The organism is Streptomyces sp. BK022 (assembly GCF_004217355.1).
GTDB classification, from domain to species: Bacteria; Actinomycetota; Actinomycetes; order Streptomycetales; family Streptomycetaceae; genus Streptomyces; species Streptomyces griseoluteus.
Genome location: NZ_SHKU01000007.1, coordinates 64,825 through 78,543, shown reverse-complemented (window position 1 = coordinate 78,543; position 13,719 = coordinate 64,825). Strand labels below are relative to the sequence as shown.

The 13,719-nt window shown below is 72.0% G+C and carries 14 protein-coding genes and 1 tRNA gene; 7 read left to right on the top strand and 8 right to left on the bottom strand.

The window, feature by feature from the left end:
• Nucleotides 1-52: 52 nt before the first annotated feature.
• The gene (locus tag EV284_RS26910) at nucleotides 53-2,581 is read right to left on the bottom strand and encodes an ABC transporter permease (RefSeq protein ID WP_130338594.1); all 2,529 of its coding nucleotides are present in this window, start codon (nucleotides 2,579-2,581) and stop codon (nucleotides 53-55) included.
• Complete coding sequence (locus tag EV284_RS26905) at nucleotides 2,581-3,351, bottom strand: ABC transporter ATP-binding protein (RefSeq protein WP_130338592.1); 771 nt, start codon at nucleotides 3,349-3,351, stop codon at nucleotides 2,581-2,583. The genes EV284_RS26910 and EV284_RS26905 overlap by 1 nt, the downstream gene beginning before the upstream one ends.
• Nucleotides 3,352-3,751: 400 nt before the next feature.
• On the opposite strand from EV284_RS26905, the gene EV284_RS26900 reads away from it, so the two are divergent.
• Nucleotides 3,752-3,835, top strand: a tRNA-Leu gene (locus tag EV284_RS26900).
• 99 nt (nucleotides 3,836-3,934) lie between these two features.
• Here the strand turns inward: EV284_RS26900 and EV284_RS26895 are convergent.
• Nucleotides 3,935-4,195: a hypothetical protein gene (locus EV284_RS26895; RefSeq protein WP_242625838.1), complete on the bottom strand. Its 261-nt coding sequence runs from the start codon at nucleotides 4,193-4,195 to the stop codon at nucleotides 3,935-3,937.
• A 171-nt stretch (nucleotides 4,196-4,366) separates the two neighbouring features.
• Nucleotides 4,367-4,774, bottom strand: a complete 408-nt coding sequence (locus tag EV284_RS26890; RefSeq protein WP_130338590.1) for a helix-turn-helix transcriptional regulator — start codon at nucleotides 4,772-4,774, stop codon at nucleotides 4,367-4,369.
• A 239-nt stretch (nucleotides 4,775-5,013) separates the two neighbouring features.
• On the opposite strand from EV284_RS26890, the gene EV284_RS26885 reads away from it, so the two are divergent.
• The 5 genes from EV284_RS26885 (at nucleotide 5,014) to EV284_RS26865 (ending at nucleotide 9,435) form a co-directional block, all read left to right on the top strand.
• Nucleotides 5,014-5,229 (top strand): hypothetical protein, encoded by a 216-nt coding sequence (locus EV284_RS26885; RefSeq protein WP_030814257.1) that lies wholly within the window; start codon nucleotides 5,014-5,016, stop codon nucleotides 5,227-5,229.
• 56 nt (nucleotides 5,230-5,285) lie between these two features.
• Entirely contained in the window at nucleotides 5,286-5,504 is a 219-nt protein-coding gene (locus EV284_RS26880) for a hypothetical protein (protein WP_030814261.1), read from the top strand.
• Nucleotides 5,505-5,628: 124 nt separating this feature from the next.
• Nucleotides 5,629-7,572, top strand: coding sequence for a hypothetical protein (locus tag EV284_RS26875; RefSeq protein ID WP_130338588.1), 1,944 nt, complete (start codon nucleotides 5,629-5,631; stop codon nucleotides 7,570-7,572).
• 85 nt (nucleotides 7,573-7,657) lie between these two features.
• Nucleotides 7,658-8,329 carry a hypothetical protein gene (locus EV284_RS26870; protein WP_130338586.1) on the top strand — a complete coding sequence of 224 codons (672 nt, stop codon included), beginning with the start codon at nucleotides 7,658-7,660 and terminating at the stop codon, nucleotides 8,327-8,329.
• A 245-nt stretch (nucleotides 8,330-8,574) separates the two neighbouring features.
• Nucleotides 8,575-9,435, top strand: coding sequence for a Bax inhibitor-1/YccA family protein (locus EV284_RS26865; protein ID WP_130338584.1), 861 nt, complete (start codon nucleotides 8,575-8,577; stop codon nucleotides 9,433-9,435).
• A gap of 72 nt (nucleotides 9,436-9,507) precedes the next feature.
• On the opposite strand, the gene EV284_RS26860 is transcribed toward EV284_RS26865, so the two are convergent.
• A complete protein-coding gene (locus tag EV284_RS26860; protein WP_130338582.1) occupies nucleotides 9,508-9,738 on the bottom strand; it encodes a DUF4287 domain-containing protein in 231 nt (76 codons plus the stop codon).
• 98 nt (nucleotides 9,739-9,836) lie between these two features.
• Here EV284_RS26860 and EV284_RS26855 point away from each other — a divergent pair, with 98 nt between their 5' ends.
• Nucleotides 9,837-10,148 carry a hypothetical protein gene (locus EV284_RS26855; protein ID WP_207229147.1) on the top strand — a complete coding sequence of 104 codons (312 nt, stop codon included), beginning with the start codon at nucleotides 9,837-9,839 and terminating at the stop codon, nucleotides 10,146-10,148.
• Nucleotides 10,149-10,174: 26 nt separating this feature from the next.
• Here EV284_RS26855 and EV284_RS26850 read toward each other — a convergent pair whose 3' ends face one another.
• The 3 genes from EV284_RS26850 to EV284_RS26840 form a co-directional block, all read right to left on the bottom strand.
• Nucleotides 10,175-10,957, bottom strand: a complete 783-nt coding sequence (locus tag EV284_RS26850; RefSeq protein WP_130338580.1) for a hypothetical protein — start codon at nucleotides 10,955-10,957, stop codon at nucleotides 10,175-10,177.
• 296 nt (nucleotides 10,958-11,253) lie between these two features.
• Nucleotides 11,254-12,474, bottom strand: a complete 1,221-nt coding sequence (locus tag EV284_RS26845) for an acetyl-CoA C-acetyltransferase (protein WP_130338578.1) — start codon at nucleotides 12,472-12,474, stop codon at nucleotides 11,254-11,256.
• 168 nt (nucleotides 12,475-12,642) lie between these two features.
• Nucleotides 12,643-13,662 (bottom strand): SGNH/GDSL hydrolase family protein, encoded by a 1,020-nt coding sequence (locus EV284_RS26840; protein ID WP_207229146.1) that lies wholly within the window; start codon nucleotides 13,660-13,662, stop codon nucleotides 12,643-12,645.
• Nucleotides 13,663-13,719: the final 57 nt, after the last annotated feature.

Genomic DNA, 13,719 nt, shown 5'->3' with positions numbered 1-13,719 from the left:
ACAGCGGGGCCCCGTTCCGAACCCGGAACGGGGCCCCGCGAGCGCATGAGCGCTACTCGGCCTTGATCGCGCCGAGCACGTTCAGCCGGGCCGCGCGCCGGGCCGGCCACAGCGCCGCCAGCACGCCCACCAGCGCCGCCAGCAGCAGGAACAGCACCAGCCGGGACCAGGGCAGCACCAGCTCGTACGTCGCCATCTTCGTACCCAGCAGCTCACCGGCCGCCCAGCCGAAGAACACGCCGAGCCCGATGCCCAGCACCCCGCCGAACAGCGAGATCACCAGGGACTCCAGCCGGACCATCCGCTTCACCGACCCGCGCTCCAGGCCGATCGCGCGCAGCATCCCGATCTCCTGGGAGCGCTCGAACACCGACATGGCCAGCGTGTTGACGACACCGAGCACCGCGACCACCACGGCCATGCCGAGCAGCCCGTAGACCAGGTTCAGCATCAGCGTGAAGACCTTGGCGATGCCGTCGGTGATGTCCTGCTTGTCCTGCACCTGGATCGCCGGGTTGGAGCCGAGGGCCTTGGCCAGCCGGTCCTTGGTCGCGTCCGAGGCGCCGTCCGCCGTGCGGACCAGGACCTGCATGTCGGCCGGGGCGCGCAGGTGCGGGGTGAGCACCTTGTCGTCGATCATGATGCCCTGGATCATCTCGTTGCCCTCGTACACCCCGGCGACGGTCAGCGTGGCCCGCTTGCCGTCCTCGAAGTGCGCGGTGAGCTTCGAACCGGCCTTCCAGCCCCGCTCCTTCGCCCGGTCGGCGTCCACCACGATCCGGGTGCCGGACACGTCGAACGTGCCCTGCCTCACCTTCAGGTCGGTCAGCTCCCCGATCGCCGAACCGGTGACACCGGTCAGGAACTCGGTCTCGCCGCCGATGCGGGAGGCGCCGTTGCGCAGCGGGCTCGAGGCGGCGACCCCGTCGGTGGCGGCCAGCCTGGTGGCCACACGGGGGGAGAGCGGGGTGTGGTTGGCCATCGAGACGACGTAGTCCGCGCGGATCGAGGACGCGGCCATCTTGTCGATCGACTTCTGCAGACTGCCCGCCATCACCGTCATGCCGGTGATCAGGGTCAGGCCGATCATCAGCGCGGACGCGGTGGCCGCCGTACGGCGCGGGTTGCGCACCGCGTTCTGCCGGGCCAGGCGGCCCGAGACGCCGAACAGGCGCAGCAGCGGGGCGGCGGCCGCGATCAGCGGGCGGGACAGCAGCGGGGTCAGCACGAACACGCCGATGATGAGCAGGACCGCGCCGAGGCCCATCGCGCCCTGGCCCTGGTCGGTGTCCATGGTGGTGGCCGCGAACACCACGGCCGCGCCGGCCGCCGCGAACAGGATGCCGATGGTGTTGCGCACCACCAGCGAGCGGGTGGTGGCGGTCGCGTGCACGCTGCTCATCGCCGCGACCGGCGGGATCTTCGCGGCCCGGCGGCCGGGCAGCCAGGCGGCGAGCACGGTGATGACGATGCCGACGGCGAGCGCGGCGACGACCGTGCCCGGCGTGACCACGAGGGGCCCGTCCGGCATGCTCGCGCCGAAGGAGTTCAGCAGGGCGCGCAGTCCGGCGCCAATACCGACACCGGCGGCGAGTCCCGCCACGCCCGCGACCGTGCCGACCGCGAGCGCCTCGGTGAGCACCGAGCGGGTCACCTGGCCGCGCGAGGCGCCGACCGCGCGCAGCAGGGCGAGTTCCTTGGTGCGCTGGGCGACCAGCATGGTGAAGGTGTTGGCGATGATGAACGTGCCGACGAACAGGGCGATGCCCGCGAACACCAGCAGCGCCTGGCGCAGACCGCTCATCGACGCGGAGATCTGCTCGGCCTGGTCGGCGGCGAGCTTCTCACCCGTGGTGGTGCTGACCTGGCCGGCCGGGAGCGCCTTGTCCAGCGCGGCCTTCAGGGCGCTCTGGCTGGTGCCGGGTGCGGCGGTCACGTCGATCTCGTCGTACGTGCCCTTCTTGCCGAGCAGGGTCTGCGCGGTGGGCGTGTCGAAGAGGGTGAGGCTGCCGCCCGCGGCCACGTTGCCGTCGTCGGTGGTGAAGACGCCGGCGACGCGCGGGGTGAGGACCGGGCCGTCGACCGAGAGGCGGACGGTGTCACCGACGCCGTAGCCGGTGCGGCGGGCGGTCTCGGAGTCGATCAGCAGCTCGCCCTGACCGTGCGGGGCGTGGCCGGAGACGAGCGTGTACCGGGGGTCCTTGGTGCCCCAGTAGTTGCCGCCCATGGACTGCCAGCCGTCGCCGACCAGCTTGCCGTGCTTGTCGGCCAGCGCGGTGAAGCCGCTGACCACACCGGTGGCCAAGGCGGCGCCGGGCACCTTCTCGGCCTTGGCGAGCAGGTCCGGGGTCAGGTCCGGGGTGGAGCCGACCCGGTCGCCGCCGGCCGCCTGGTGCTTGGCCCGTACGGCCACGTCGACGCCGTCGAAGCCCTGGGCGGAGCTGTTCTCGAAGGCGCGGGAGAGGGTGTTGGTGAAGACCAGCGTCCCGGACACGAAGGCGACGCCGAGCATGACGGCGAGCACCGTCATCATCAGCCGGGCCTTGTGCGCGAGGACGTTGCGCAGCGCGGTGCGGAACATCAGCTCGTACGGCCCTTCGCGTCGAAGCGCTTCATCAGGTCGAGGACCGAGTCGGCCGTCGGGTCCTGGATCTCGTCCACGACGCGGCCGTCGGCGAGGAAGACCACCCGGTCCGCGTAGGCGGCGGCGACCGGGTCGTGGGTCACCATGACCACCGTCTGGCCCAGCTCGCGCACGGAGTTGCGCAGGAAGCCCAGCACCTCGGCGCCGGAGCGGGAGTCCAGGTTTCCGGTCGGTTCGTCACCGAAGATGATCTCCGGCCTGGAGGCGAGGGCGCGGGCCACGGCGACGCGCTGCTGCTGGCCGCCGGAGAGCTGGGAGGGGCGGTGCGACAGGCGTCCGGACAGGCCCACCATCCCGATGACCCGGTCCAGCCACTCCTTGTCGGGCTTGCGGCCCGCGATGTCCATCGGCAGCGTGATGTTCTCCAGCGCGGTGAGCGTGGGGAGCAGGTTGAACGCCTGGAAGATGAACCCGATCTTGTCCCGGCGCAGCCGCGTGAGCTGCTTGTCCTTCAGCGACCCCAGCTCGGTCTCGCCGATGCGCACCGAGCCGGAGGAGAAGGAGTCCAGCCCGGCCACGCAGTGCATCAGCGTGGACTTGCCGGAGCCCGAGGGGCCCATGATCGCGGTGAACTCGGCCTGCCGGAAGTCGACGGAGACCCGGTCCAGGGCGACCACTCGGGTCTCACCCTGTCCGTAGATCTTCGACAGCTCCGCGGCGCGCGCGGCCACGGCGGTGGTCCTGCCGGTGGTGGGTGTGGTGGTCACGGGGTGGTGCTCCTGTCGGACGGGTCTCGGGGTCTGTTCCCATGGTCCCCGTACCCGGCGGCCGTTCGGTCAGCCGCTGTTCCCGTTCCCTACCGCGACTCCGGTCGGACGGAGCCGCTCCGTGTCATACCTGGGGAGGACGGCCGACCCTGAGGGGGCCCCTGAGGGGGCGTACCACCAGGAACAGGGGGACCGCCCTTGTTCGGTAGGTGAAATTCCGTCATTCCGCGTACGGGTGCTCGGGTGTCCCGGCAGGCTGTTGGCAAGTGCGGATGACGCGTTCCGTGGTCTGATGCACCCTCAGACATCAATAAAATAAGACAACGTCGGTCCGTACTTTCCGCTGTCCGAGTGAGCCCTCCCGATAGGCTCTGGATCTCGAATGCGGAGCCCACGGCCTGCCCGGATGGTGGAATGCAGACACGGCGAGCTTAAACCTCGCTGCCCCTTCGCGGGCGTGCCGGTTCGAGTCCGGCTCCGGGCACATTCCCTTCCAGGGGGCTTGGCCGAAGCAGGCCGGCGCACGCACCGCTCGAACACCTCTCCGCGTGCGATTCCCCCTGTGCCGGCCGGCGGGCCGCGCTCAGCCCTCGTACACCGTCAGTACCGCGCCGTCGATCTCGATGCTGCGGCCCGCTCGCATGCCGTTCGCGCGCAGGGTGGCCAGGCAGGTGCGAAAGAGGGCCAGTTCGGCGGTGTCCAGGATGGCCGCGGCGAGGTCGAGGAGCTCATGGACCGCCTGGTCGGTGAGGACCTCGGGGAGTTCGCCGGACAGGAGGACGACGGACTCGCCGTCCGGGCCCCGGACCACCGCGGTGGCCGGGCCGCCATGCACCAACAACACGTTCCCCCCAAGGGCCCGTGGTCGTGCGGCTCTCGCTCCTCGGGCAGGACGAGAGACTAGCGGGGGATCTCGGCCCGTTCGGGTGGACTTGCTTTCTTTTTCCGAGTTGACGGAAGCGCGGCCGGACGAGGGCGCCGCCCGGACACTCCGCGACGCGCCCCGGTACGCGGCTCAGTCGCGCTGCTCCGGCTCCGCCGCCCGGCCGAGCAGCGACTCCACCAGCGCGGTGACATGTCTGCGGTCGTCGGACGACAGCCGCTGCACGCTGGCGATCAGCAGGTCCACCTCGGGGTCACCGGAGCGGGGCGCGGCCGGGGTGCCGTCCTCGCCTGCCGGGCTGCCGTACACATGGATGCCGCACGCCTCGGCGGCCGCCCGGCGGACGGTGTCCAGCGGGAGTTCGAGCCCCTTGGCCAGCCCCTCCAGGGTGCCGGCCTGCGGCATGCGGACCACGCGCTCGGTGGTGGCCAGGTGGTGGACGGTGGAGCGGGGGACGCCGCCGCGTCGCGCCACTTCGCCGTAGGACCAGCCCTCGCGGTCCAGGCGCTCGCGGATCAACTGCTGCAGTGCGTTGGCCACCGTTGGTCACTTCCTGCTCGTCCTGCTCGCCGCTCGGCCGCACGTCCCTGTCGGGAGGGAGTCTACGGGCGAGTAGCTGGACCGCCGAAAGGGTGATTACCCAAAAGGGTTGCGGGCTGCCGCCGCGAGGGCCTAGTGTCCAATCTCGTTGGACAGCTCGTCCGACCAAGTTGGACAGAGTCCGGGGGGAACCTGACTCGGTCCGACCGGAAATGCCCATTTCCCGAGGGGGAAACATCATGATGGACGCCCACGAGCTCGAGGCCGAGTCCGCCGAACTGCTGCCCGGCCGCGAGGCCCTCGGCAAGCTGAAGTTCAGCTTCGGCAAGACGGTGAACGTCACCAAGCACGTCGCCAACATCGAGGCCGCCAACCAGTCGGCCGCGCTCAACGACCACTCGGCGTGGTCCGTCGCCAGCTCCGGCGCCTCGCAGGCCATCAGCGTCAGCCAGTAGTCCGGACCGTCGGGAAACAGCAAGCACGTCAAGCAGGACAAGAGGGGAACACCATCATGAGCATGGACATGCGCGACCTGGACGCCGAGTCCGCGGAGCTGCTGCCGGGCCGCGAGGCCCTGGGCAAGCTGAAGTTCAGCTTCAACAAGACGGTCAACGTCACCAAGCACGTGGCCAACATCGAGGCCGCCAACCAGTCCGCCGCGCTCAACGACCACTCGCTGTGGTCGGACGCCCAGTCGCAGGCCGGACAGACGATCAGCGTCAAGCAGTAGCACCACCGCCGCGACGGCGGCCACGGGGGCGGACCGCGCCCGCAGTGCGGGGCGGTCCGCCCCCGCGGCCATGCCGGGGGGAAGCGCGGCGGTGCGGCGGCATCGATGTGGGGGGAGACCACGGATGACGGTGCTGGGGAACGGCACGACGACGCTGTACGACACCGGACCGCTGCCCGGACCCGGTGGCTGGCCGGTGACGTACGAGCAGGTGGCGACCGGCAGCCTGCCGGCAGCCGGGGTGCCGGCCCGGCCCGTCCCGCGGCTGAGCGCGGGGCTGCGGCTGCACGGTGAGTACCAGGGATCGGGCTTCACCGAGCCCAAGTACATCGCCCGTCGGGGGGACGGGCAGGTCGTGCAGCTCTCACGCCTGCTGTACCTGGTGGCGTCGTCCGTCGACGGGGTCCGCGACGACGACACGATCGCCCACCGGGTCAGCGCCCGCTTCGGCCGCGAGGTCAGCGGGGAGAACATCCGCTACCTCGTGGAGAACAAGCTCGACCCGCTGGGCGTGACGGTCCCGGAGGGTCAGGAGAGCGACGAGGTCGACGCCCCGCGCTCCGATCTGCTGCTCGCCCTCAAGGGCCACCGGGTCATCTTCGACGAGCGGCGCACCGCCCGGATCGCCAGGTCGCTGGCCTGGCTGCACCGGCCGGTGGTGGTCGCGGCGGTGCTGCTGGCGGCCGTCGTCATGGACGTCTGGCTGTTCGGCTTCTTCGGCGCGATCGAGCCGGTGCTGGAGGTGCTGGACCAGCCGGTGCTCATCCTGCTGGTCTTCGTGCTCACCGTGGCCTCGCTCGTCTTCCACGAGTTCGGGCACGCCTCCGCGTGCCGGTACGGCGGCGCGAGACCCGGCTGTATCGGCTGCGGGCTCTTCCTGATCTGGCCGTCGATGTACACCGACGTCACCGACGTGTACCGGATCAACAAGGCCGGGCGCATCCGCACCGACTTCGGCGGGGTGTACTTCAACGTCGTCTTCATGCTGGCCATGGCCGGCGCCTACTTCGCCACCGGGGAGCAGTTCTTCCTGGCCGCGGTCTACCTCGGCCACTTCGAGATCCTGGAACAGCTCATGCCCGCCGTCCGCCTGGACGGCTACTACATCCTGGGCGACCTCGCGGGCGTCCCGGACCTGTACGGCAAGATCAGGCCGATCCTGCTCTCCCTGGTGCCGGGGAAGCGGGGGCAGCCGGCCCGCCTGGAGGTCGCGGGGCTGAAGAAGTCCGCGCGCACCATCGTCGCCACCTGGGTGCTGACCATGGTGCCGCTGATCATCGGCGAGCTGGGCTACGGGCTGTGGAACCTGCCCCGGATCATCAGCACGATGATCCGCTCGCTCACCGAGCAGGTCACCGGCACGGGGTCGGCCTTCGCGGCGGGGGACGTGCTGCCCGGCCTCGTCGGGGTGCTCGGCACGCTGATGCTGCTGTTCCCGATGGCCGGTGTCCTCTACCTCTCGGTGAAGATCGGCGGCCGGCTGTTCCGGCTCGCCAAACGGTCCACGGCCGGGCGGCCCGCCCTGCGGGTCGCGTTGTGCGGGCTGCTGCTCGCCGGGCTCGGCGGGCTCGCCTACGCCTGGACCTCCGGGGTGACCCCGCAGCCGCTGCCGAAGAAGCCGCCCATCGCGCCGATCCTCCAGCCGGGCGTGCCCACCACGGCGCCGCCGTCCCCGGACGCCTCGACGCCCGGTGCCGGTCCGGAGGGCACCTCCGGCGGGCGGGGCGCGGCATCCGGCGAGCCCTCGGCCTCACCGGGAGCGCCGGCCAAGGGCGAGCCGGGGGACCCGGGCGCCGGGGCCTCGGCGGATGCCTCCGCCTCCGCGCCGCAGCCGTCCGCCGCCTCCTCGACGGCACCGGACAAGCCGACGCGCGGCGAGGACGGGCCCGGGCAGAGCGAGAGCGGCAGCGGCCCGGCCGCGGGCGGCGACCCGTCCCCGCAGCAGCCGCCGCCCCCGGTCACGGAGACGTCGTCGGTCCCGTCGGAGAGTGCCACGCCGACGGCCTCGACCGTGCCCACGACGCCGCCGCCCACCACCGATCCACCGGCCCCGGTGTCCACGTCCTGACCCGTCGCGGCTCCCCCGGCCCGGCCGCGTCCGTGCGCGTGCCGGGCCCTCCACCAGCACGTCCTTCATCTTCGGGAGAGAACCCATGAGCAGCCACCGGAAACCACGCAGCAGTCCGTTCAACGGGCGGGCCGTCCGGACCGTCCTTCTCGCCGCCGGTGCCGCGGGCGTGGCCACCGCCGTTCCCGCGCACGCCGCGACCGGGCCCGCGCGGTCGGCCGCGGTGGTGTCGGACAGCGTCTTCACCGGCGCCAACCGGCTCCACCACACCCAGGCCCGCGACTCCTTCACCATCCGCCAGTTCGGCGAGGTCAGCGCGACCTCCGTCCGCAACCAGGCCCGCGCGGTCTCCACAGGCTGCTCGGTGGACGACCACTGCCGCTCGGTCGCGCTGTCCTTCCAGATCGTCACGGTCGCCGGGGACGCGCATCACCTCAAGGCGGTCAACGTCAGCGACGCGGCCAACAAGTACTGCGACGGCTGCCAGACCCTGGCCGGCGCCTACCAGTTCGTCGTCTCCACACCCCACGCGCTCACCCTGGACGCGGGGGCCCGGCACCGGCTGGCCGGCGTCCACCGCAGGCTGGACGCGCTGACCCGGTCCACGCTGCCCGCCACCGAACTGCAGAAGCGGGTGGACGCCCTCGCGGCCGAGGTGAACGGCGTCCTGAAGGAGGCCGTGGCCAAGGCGCCCAAGGGCACCGAGAAGCCGGACGTGACGCTGCACCGCCGACTGGACGGCTGGCCGGGCCACTGACCCCGGCCTGACCGTCCCTCCCGGCCGGCCGCCGGTTCCCGCGAGCGCCTCCCGCGGGGGACCGGCGGCCGGCCTCTTCCGCGTGGGCCTGCGCATATAAAAGGACCGGGCCGGGAACATGGCTCCCGCGTGGTGCGTTGGTCAAGCACGGCGAAGGAAAGATCCTCCTTGAGGAGCACTGACGGTCCTTTGCCAATCCATTACTCTTGAGCCAAGGCTGCGCACGGCAGCCATGGAGGAGTGAAATGAGGAGCAGCAACCCGGTCTTCTCGCGCCGAGGGTTCGGCCGCGACAACGGCTACGCAGGCTTCGACACCGCACCGCAGGCCGGGTACGCGCAGGGCAACCCGTACGGCCAGAACCCGTACGCGCAGAACCCGTACGCGCAGACCACCGTCGGCCAGGGTGCCCCGCCGCAGGCGCCGCCCGCGGCCGGCCGAATGACGATGGACGACGTGATCGTCCGTTCGGCGACCACGCTGGGCGTCGTCGTCCTCGGCGCGGTGCTCGCCTGGGCCCTGCTGCCGGTCTCCACGACCAGCTTCGGCCTGGCCTTCGGGTCCGCGATCGTCGCCATGGTCCTGGGCCTGGTGCAGAGCTTCAAGCGCAAGCCGTCGCCCGCGCTGATCCTGGGATACGCGGCCTTCGAGGGTGTCTTCCTCGGGGTCATCAGCGAGATGTACAACAGCCGCTGGAGCGGCGCCCCCTTCCAGGCGGTGCTCGGCACCATGGCGGTCTCCGCCGCCACCCTGCTGGTCTACAAGGCCGGCTGGATCCGCGTCACCGCCCGGTACGCCCGGATCGGCATGGCCATCGCCCTCGCGTTCGTGCTGGCCATGGTGGTCAACCTGCTGCTGGTCGCGTTCGGGGTCGCCCCGGACGGCGGTCTGCGCGGCATGGGCCCGCTGGGCGCGATCGTCGGCGTCATCGCCATCATCCTCGGCGCGTTCTTCCTGACGCTCGACTTCAAGCAGATCGAGGACGGCATCGCCTACGGCGCCCCGCGCGAGGAGTCCTGGCTCGCCGCCTTCGGGCTCACCGTGTCCCTGGTCTGGATCTACCTGGAGATGCTGCGCCTGGTCGCCATCTTCAGCAACAACGACTAGCGCCCCGGCGCGACGAAGGGCCCCCGGTGCACACGCGCCGGGGGCCCTCCGCCATGTGCGGGGCCGGGGCGGTCAGCCCAGCTTCCGCGCGGCCCTCCTCAGGTCGTACTCGTGGATGATCGCCTTGGCGTGGCCGTACGCGAGGTTGTGCTCGTGGCGGAGCCAGGTGACCTTGTCCTCGAAGCGGAAGAGGGACGGTCCCTCGTCGACGGTGCGCAGCCAGTCGGTGACTTCACGGCCGGTGCAGTGCGGGATGCGGGCGAGCAGGTTGCGGTGGGTCTCCTCGGAGAAGACTTGGGACATCGGCGCCTCCGGACACACGGGAAATTAAGGCCGGTCCTTCAGGTCACCGTGCCCGAGCACGGGCCGCTTGGCAACAGTGCCCGCGTTACGCTCGGCGCGTGCTGGATACGACGCCCCTGACCAAAGCAGTGGAACTCTTCGCCGACCGGCTGCGGGCCGCCCCGCAGAGCCGGCTGCAGCGCGGCGCGGCCGCCGAGGCGCTGGCGGTGGCGCGCGAGCTGGCCCGGCGCGCGCAGGAGCTGGAGGAGCCGGGCAGTGAGCCGCGGGAGATGCCGGACGCCGGGATGTTCGCGGCGGCCGACCAGATCACGGTGGCCGGGCACGACCTGGCGGTCGCGCTCCAGGGCGAGGACCAGCTCGCGGAGGCCGTCGAGCTGGTCGAGGAGGCGCGCAAGCGGGCCGGTGTCTGAGGTGCGGGGCGTAGCCGGGCGCCCGGCTAGAGCGAGGCGATGACCCGGTCGGCGAGGACGTACACCGTCTCCTCGCCGCAGGCGAAGGTCAGGGTGAAGGCGCCGGAGATGCCCGAGCCGCCCAGCAGCGAGGGGGCCTCGCCCTCCTGGAGCGCGGCGGCCAGCCGTTCCGCGGTCTCGCGGTGGCCCGGCGTCATGCACAGCGTGGTGCCGTCGGCGAAGACGTAGACGTCGAGCGTGCCCAGCGGGCCGGGGCGGACGTCGGCGAGGGCGGTGCCCTCCACGGAGAGCCGCTCCAGGATGGTGACGGCGCGGTCCTCCTCGTCGCCCACCGGCGACTGCACGGGGACGAAGTCCGGGTGCGAGGGGTGGCGGCGGCGGGCCGCGGCCAGCTCGGGGGAGTCGCCGGCGAACTCGTCCGGCTCGGTGGCCGGCTCCGACACCGGCTCGAGGCCCGCGAAGTCGGACGCGCGGGGCAGGAACGTATCGGCGTCCAGGCCGTACAGCGGGGGCGGCGCGTCGGAGAGGTCGCGGACCTCCTGCGCGGCCCAGAAGGCGCGGGCCTCGGCCAGCTCGCGCTCCCGCTCCTCGGCGAGCGCGGCGGCCACGGCCTCGCGTATCTCCTCCGCGTCGGCGGTGGTGCGGGCCGCGGGCAGCAGTGCGCGGATCTCGGCCGCCTGGTTCGCGGCGAGCTGGGTGTGCAGCTCGGCGATCTGGCGGCGCAACCGCAGCACGGTGCACAGGACGGCGACGCCCACGGCGCCCGTGGCGGCCGTGGTGAGCAGCAGGGCGATGGACATGGCGCTCACTGACGTACTCCCAGGTTCAAAGTCGACCCCCGACTTCCTACCTCAGCTTGAAGGGTGGACTGACCGCCTGTCAGTGCGTAACGTCACGAAACGGACAGGCTTTTGGCCCCGGCGGCCTCGGGTGTCACTCGGGTCACGGCATTGACCTGCGCCGATGCCCCCAGTGAGCGAGATAGGTCACACCCTGGGGGAGATTGGATCACAAAACGGCCCAGAACCAGGGGGCTTTACCGGGTTCTGGGCCGTTCTCGACCGACCGTGCGGAGACGGTCACCGAGGGTCGATCGGAAGGGGTCTCAGCTGAGGCGCTCGATGACCATGGCCATGCCCTGGCCGCCGCCGACGCACATGGTCTCCAGACCGAACTGCTTGTCGTGGAACTGCAGGGAGTTGATCAGCGTGCCGGTGATGCGGGCGCCGGTCATGCCGAAGGGGTGTCCGACGGCGATGGCGCCGCCGTTGACGTTCAGCTTGTCCAGGTCGATGCCCAGCTCCTGGTAGGAGGGGATCACCTGGGCGGCGAACGCCTCGTTGATCTCGACCAGGTCGATGTCGCCGACACCGAGACCGGCCCGGCTCAGCGCCTGCTTGCTCGCCTCGACCGGGCCGAGGCCCATGATCTCGGGGGAGAGGCCGGAGACGCCGGTGGAGACGATGCGGGCGAGCGGGGTCAGGCCCAGCTCGCGGGCCTTGGTGTCGCTCATGACGACCAGGGCCGCGGCGCCGTCGTTCAGCGGGCAGCAGTTGGCCGCGGTGACCAGGCCGTCGGGGCGGAACACCGGCTTCAGGCCCTCGACGCCCTCCAGGCTGACGCCCGCGCGCGGGCCGTCGTCCTTGGCGACCACGGTGCCGTCGGGCAGCGTGACCGGGGTGATCTCGCGCTCCCAGAAGCCGTTCTTGATGGCTTCCTCGGCGAGGTTCTGCGAGCGGACGCCGAACTCGTCCATCTCCCGGCGGGTGATGCCCTTGAGCCGGGCCAGGTTCTCGGCGGTCTGGCCCATGGCGATGTACGCGTCCGGGACCAGGCCGTCCTCGCGCGGGTCGTGCCAGGTGGTGCCCTCCTGCTCGGCGACGGCCGCGGTGCGGGCCTCGGCCTCGGCGAAGAACGGGTTGCGCGTGTCCGGCAGGCTGTCGGAGTTGCCCTTGGTGAAGCGGGAGACCATCTCCACACCGGCGGAGATGAAGACGTCGCCCTCGCCCGCCTTGATGGCGTGCAGCGCCATCCGGGAGGTCTGCAGCGAGGAGGAGCAGTAGCGGGTGATCGTGCAGCCCGGCAGGTGGTCCATGCCCATCTGCACGGCCACGATCCGGCCGAGGTTGTTGCCCTGCTCGCCGCCGGGCAGGCCGCAGCCGAGCATCAGGTCGTCGATGTCCCTCGGGTCCAGCTCGGGGACCTTGGCGAGTGCCGCCTGGATGATCGTGGCGGTGAGGTCGTCCGGGCGCAGGTCCTTCAGGGAGCCCTTGAAGGCGCGGCCGATGGGGGAGCGGGCGGTCGACACGATGACGGCTTCGGGCATCACGGCTCCAGAGGCTTGCGGGAATTGGGGCAGGGCCGAGTCGGAAGTTACCCGTACGTATGGTCCGGGTCACCGGTGCGGCGGTGTGACACTGGCCGCAATTGTCTAAGCGCTTGCTTGGCCCGGATCATTCCCGTCCGCGTCCTTCCCTTCGCGACGGCGGGTGTTTCAGGACGGTGTGACCGGTTCCGTCTCCGGCACCCGGCGGCGCCGGCGCCGCTTGAGCAGCGCCCACGGGCCGCGCGGCCCGGTCGGCATCGCCGCCGCGACCTCCGTACCCGCCTCCGACGCCGCCTCGGCGGCCGCGCGGGCGACCGGCAGGAAGCCCTCCCGGCGCGAGGCGTCCGGCCTCTCCTCCTCGGCCGGCCACAGGCCGAGCGTCGCGCAGAGGGTGGGCAGCACCGCCATCGCCGCCGTCGCGTACCCCTCCGCCGAGGGGTGGTAGTGGTCCGGGCCGAACAGTTCGCGGGGGTTGGCCGCGAACTCCGGGCCCAGCAGATCGCCCAGCGACACCGTCCGGCCGCCCTGCTCCACCGCCCCGATGGTCTGCGCCGCCGCCAGCTGCCGCGAGGCGCGCCGGGCCAGCCAGCGCAGCGGCTGCCGTACCGGCTCGATGGTGCCGAGGTCGGGGCAGGTGCCGACGACCACCTCGGCACCGGCCGAGCGCAGCCGCCGTACCGTCGCCGACAGGTGCCGGACCGAGCGGGTGGGCGGGATGCGGCGGGTGACGTCGTTGGCGCCGATCATGATCACGCAGATGTCGGGCGCGGTGATCGGGGCGGCCAGCACCAGCGCCACCTGCCGTTCGAGGTCGTCCGAGGTGGCGCCCGGCAGGGCGACGTTGCGCAGCGACACCGGCCGCTCCGCCACCGCCGCCAGCCCCGAGGCCAGCAGCGCGCCCGGTGTCTGGCCCGCCCGGTGCACGCCCTGTCCGGCGGCCGTGGAGTCGCCCAGCATCGCCAGCCGCAGCGGGGGCTCGCCGAAGCGCCCGTACCCCGCGCCGTACACACCGTCCGCCAGGGGGACCCGGCCGGTGGCGCCGCCGTTGTTCACATGGCGCCGCGCCATCCGCATCTCCGTCAGCAGCAGTCCGACGGCGGCCGCGCCCACCAGTCCGACCCCGCCGCCGCCGTACGCCGCCCCGGCCGCGATGCGCCGGGCCACCCTCGCCCTCGACATGCTCGTCATGCGTCGCCGCCACCTCCTCGTAGCCGTACCCACTCCTTGCCCCGTACGGCATGTGCG

Excerpts from the sequence above, each read along its gene's own strand:
- EV284_RS26860 (WP_130338582.1), bottom strand. The coding sequence starts at position 9,738 with ATGTCCCAAGTCTTCTCCGAGGAGACCCACCGCAACCTGCTCGCCCGC.
- EV284_RS26845 (WP_130338578.1), bottom strand. The coding sequence starts at position 12,474 with ATGCCCGAAGCCGTCATCGTGTCGACCGCCCGCTCCCCCATCGGCCGC.
- EV284_RS26885 (WP_030814257.1), top strand. The coding sequence starts at position 5,014 with ATGATGGACGCCCACGAGCTCGAGGCCGAGTCCGCCGAACTGCTGCCC.
- EV284_RS26910 (WP_130338594.1), bottom strand. The coding sequence starts at position 2,581 with ATGTTCCGCACCGCGCTGCGCAACGTCCTCGCGCACAAGGCCCGGCTG.
- EV284_RS26865 (WP_130338584.1), top strand. The coding sequence starts at position 8,575 with ATGAGGAGCAGCAACCCGGTCTTCTCGCGCCGAGGGTTCGGCCGCGAC.
- EV284_RS26840 (WP_207229146.1), bottom strand. The coding sequence starts at position 13,662 with ATGACGAGCATGTCGAGGGCGAGGGTGGCCCGGCGCATCGCGGCCGGG.
- EV284_RS26870 (WP_130338586.1), top strand. The coding sequence starts at position 7,658 with ATGAGCAGCCACCGGAAACCACGCAGCAGTCCGTTCAACGGGCGGGCC.
- EV284_RS26880 (WP_030814261.1), top strand. The coding sequence starts at position 5,286 with ATGAGCATGGACATGCGCGACCTGGACGCCGAGTCCGCGGAGCTGCTG.
- EV284_RS26875 (WP_130338588.1), top strand. The coding sequence starts at position 5,629 with ATGACGGTGCTGGGGAACGGCACGACGACGCTGTACGACACCGGACCG.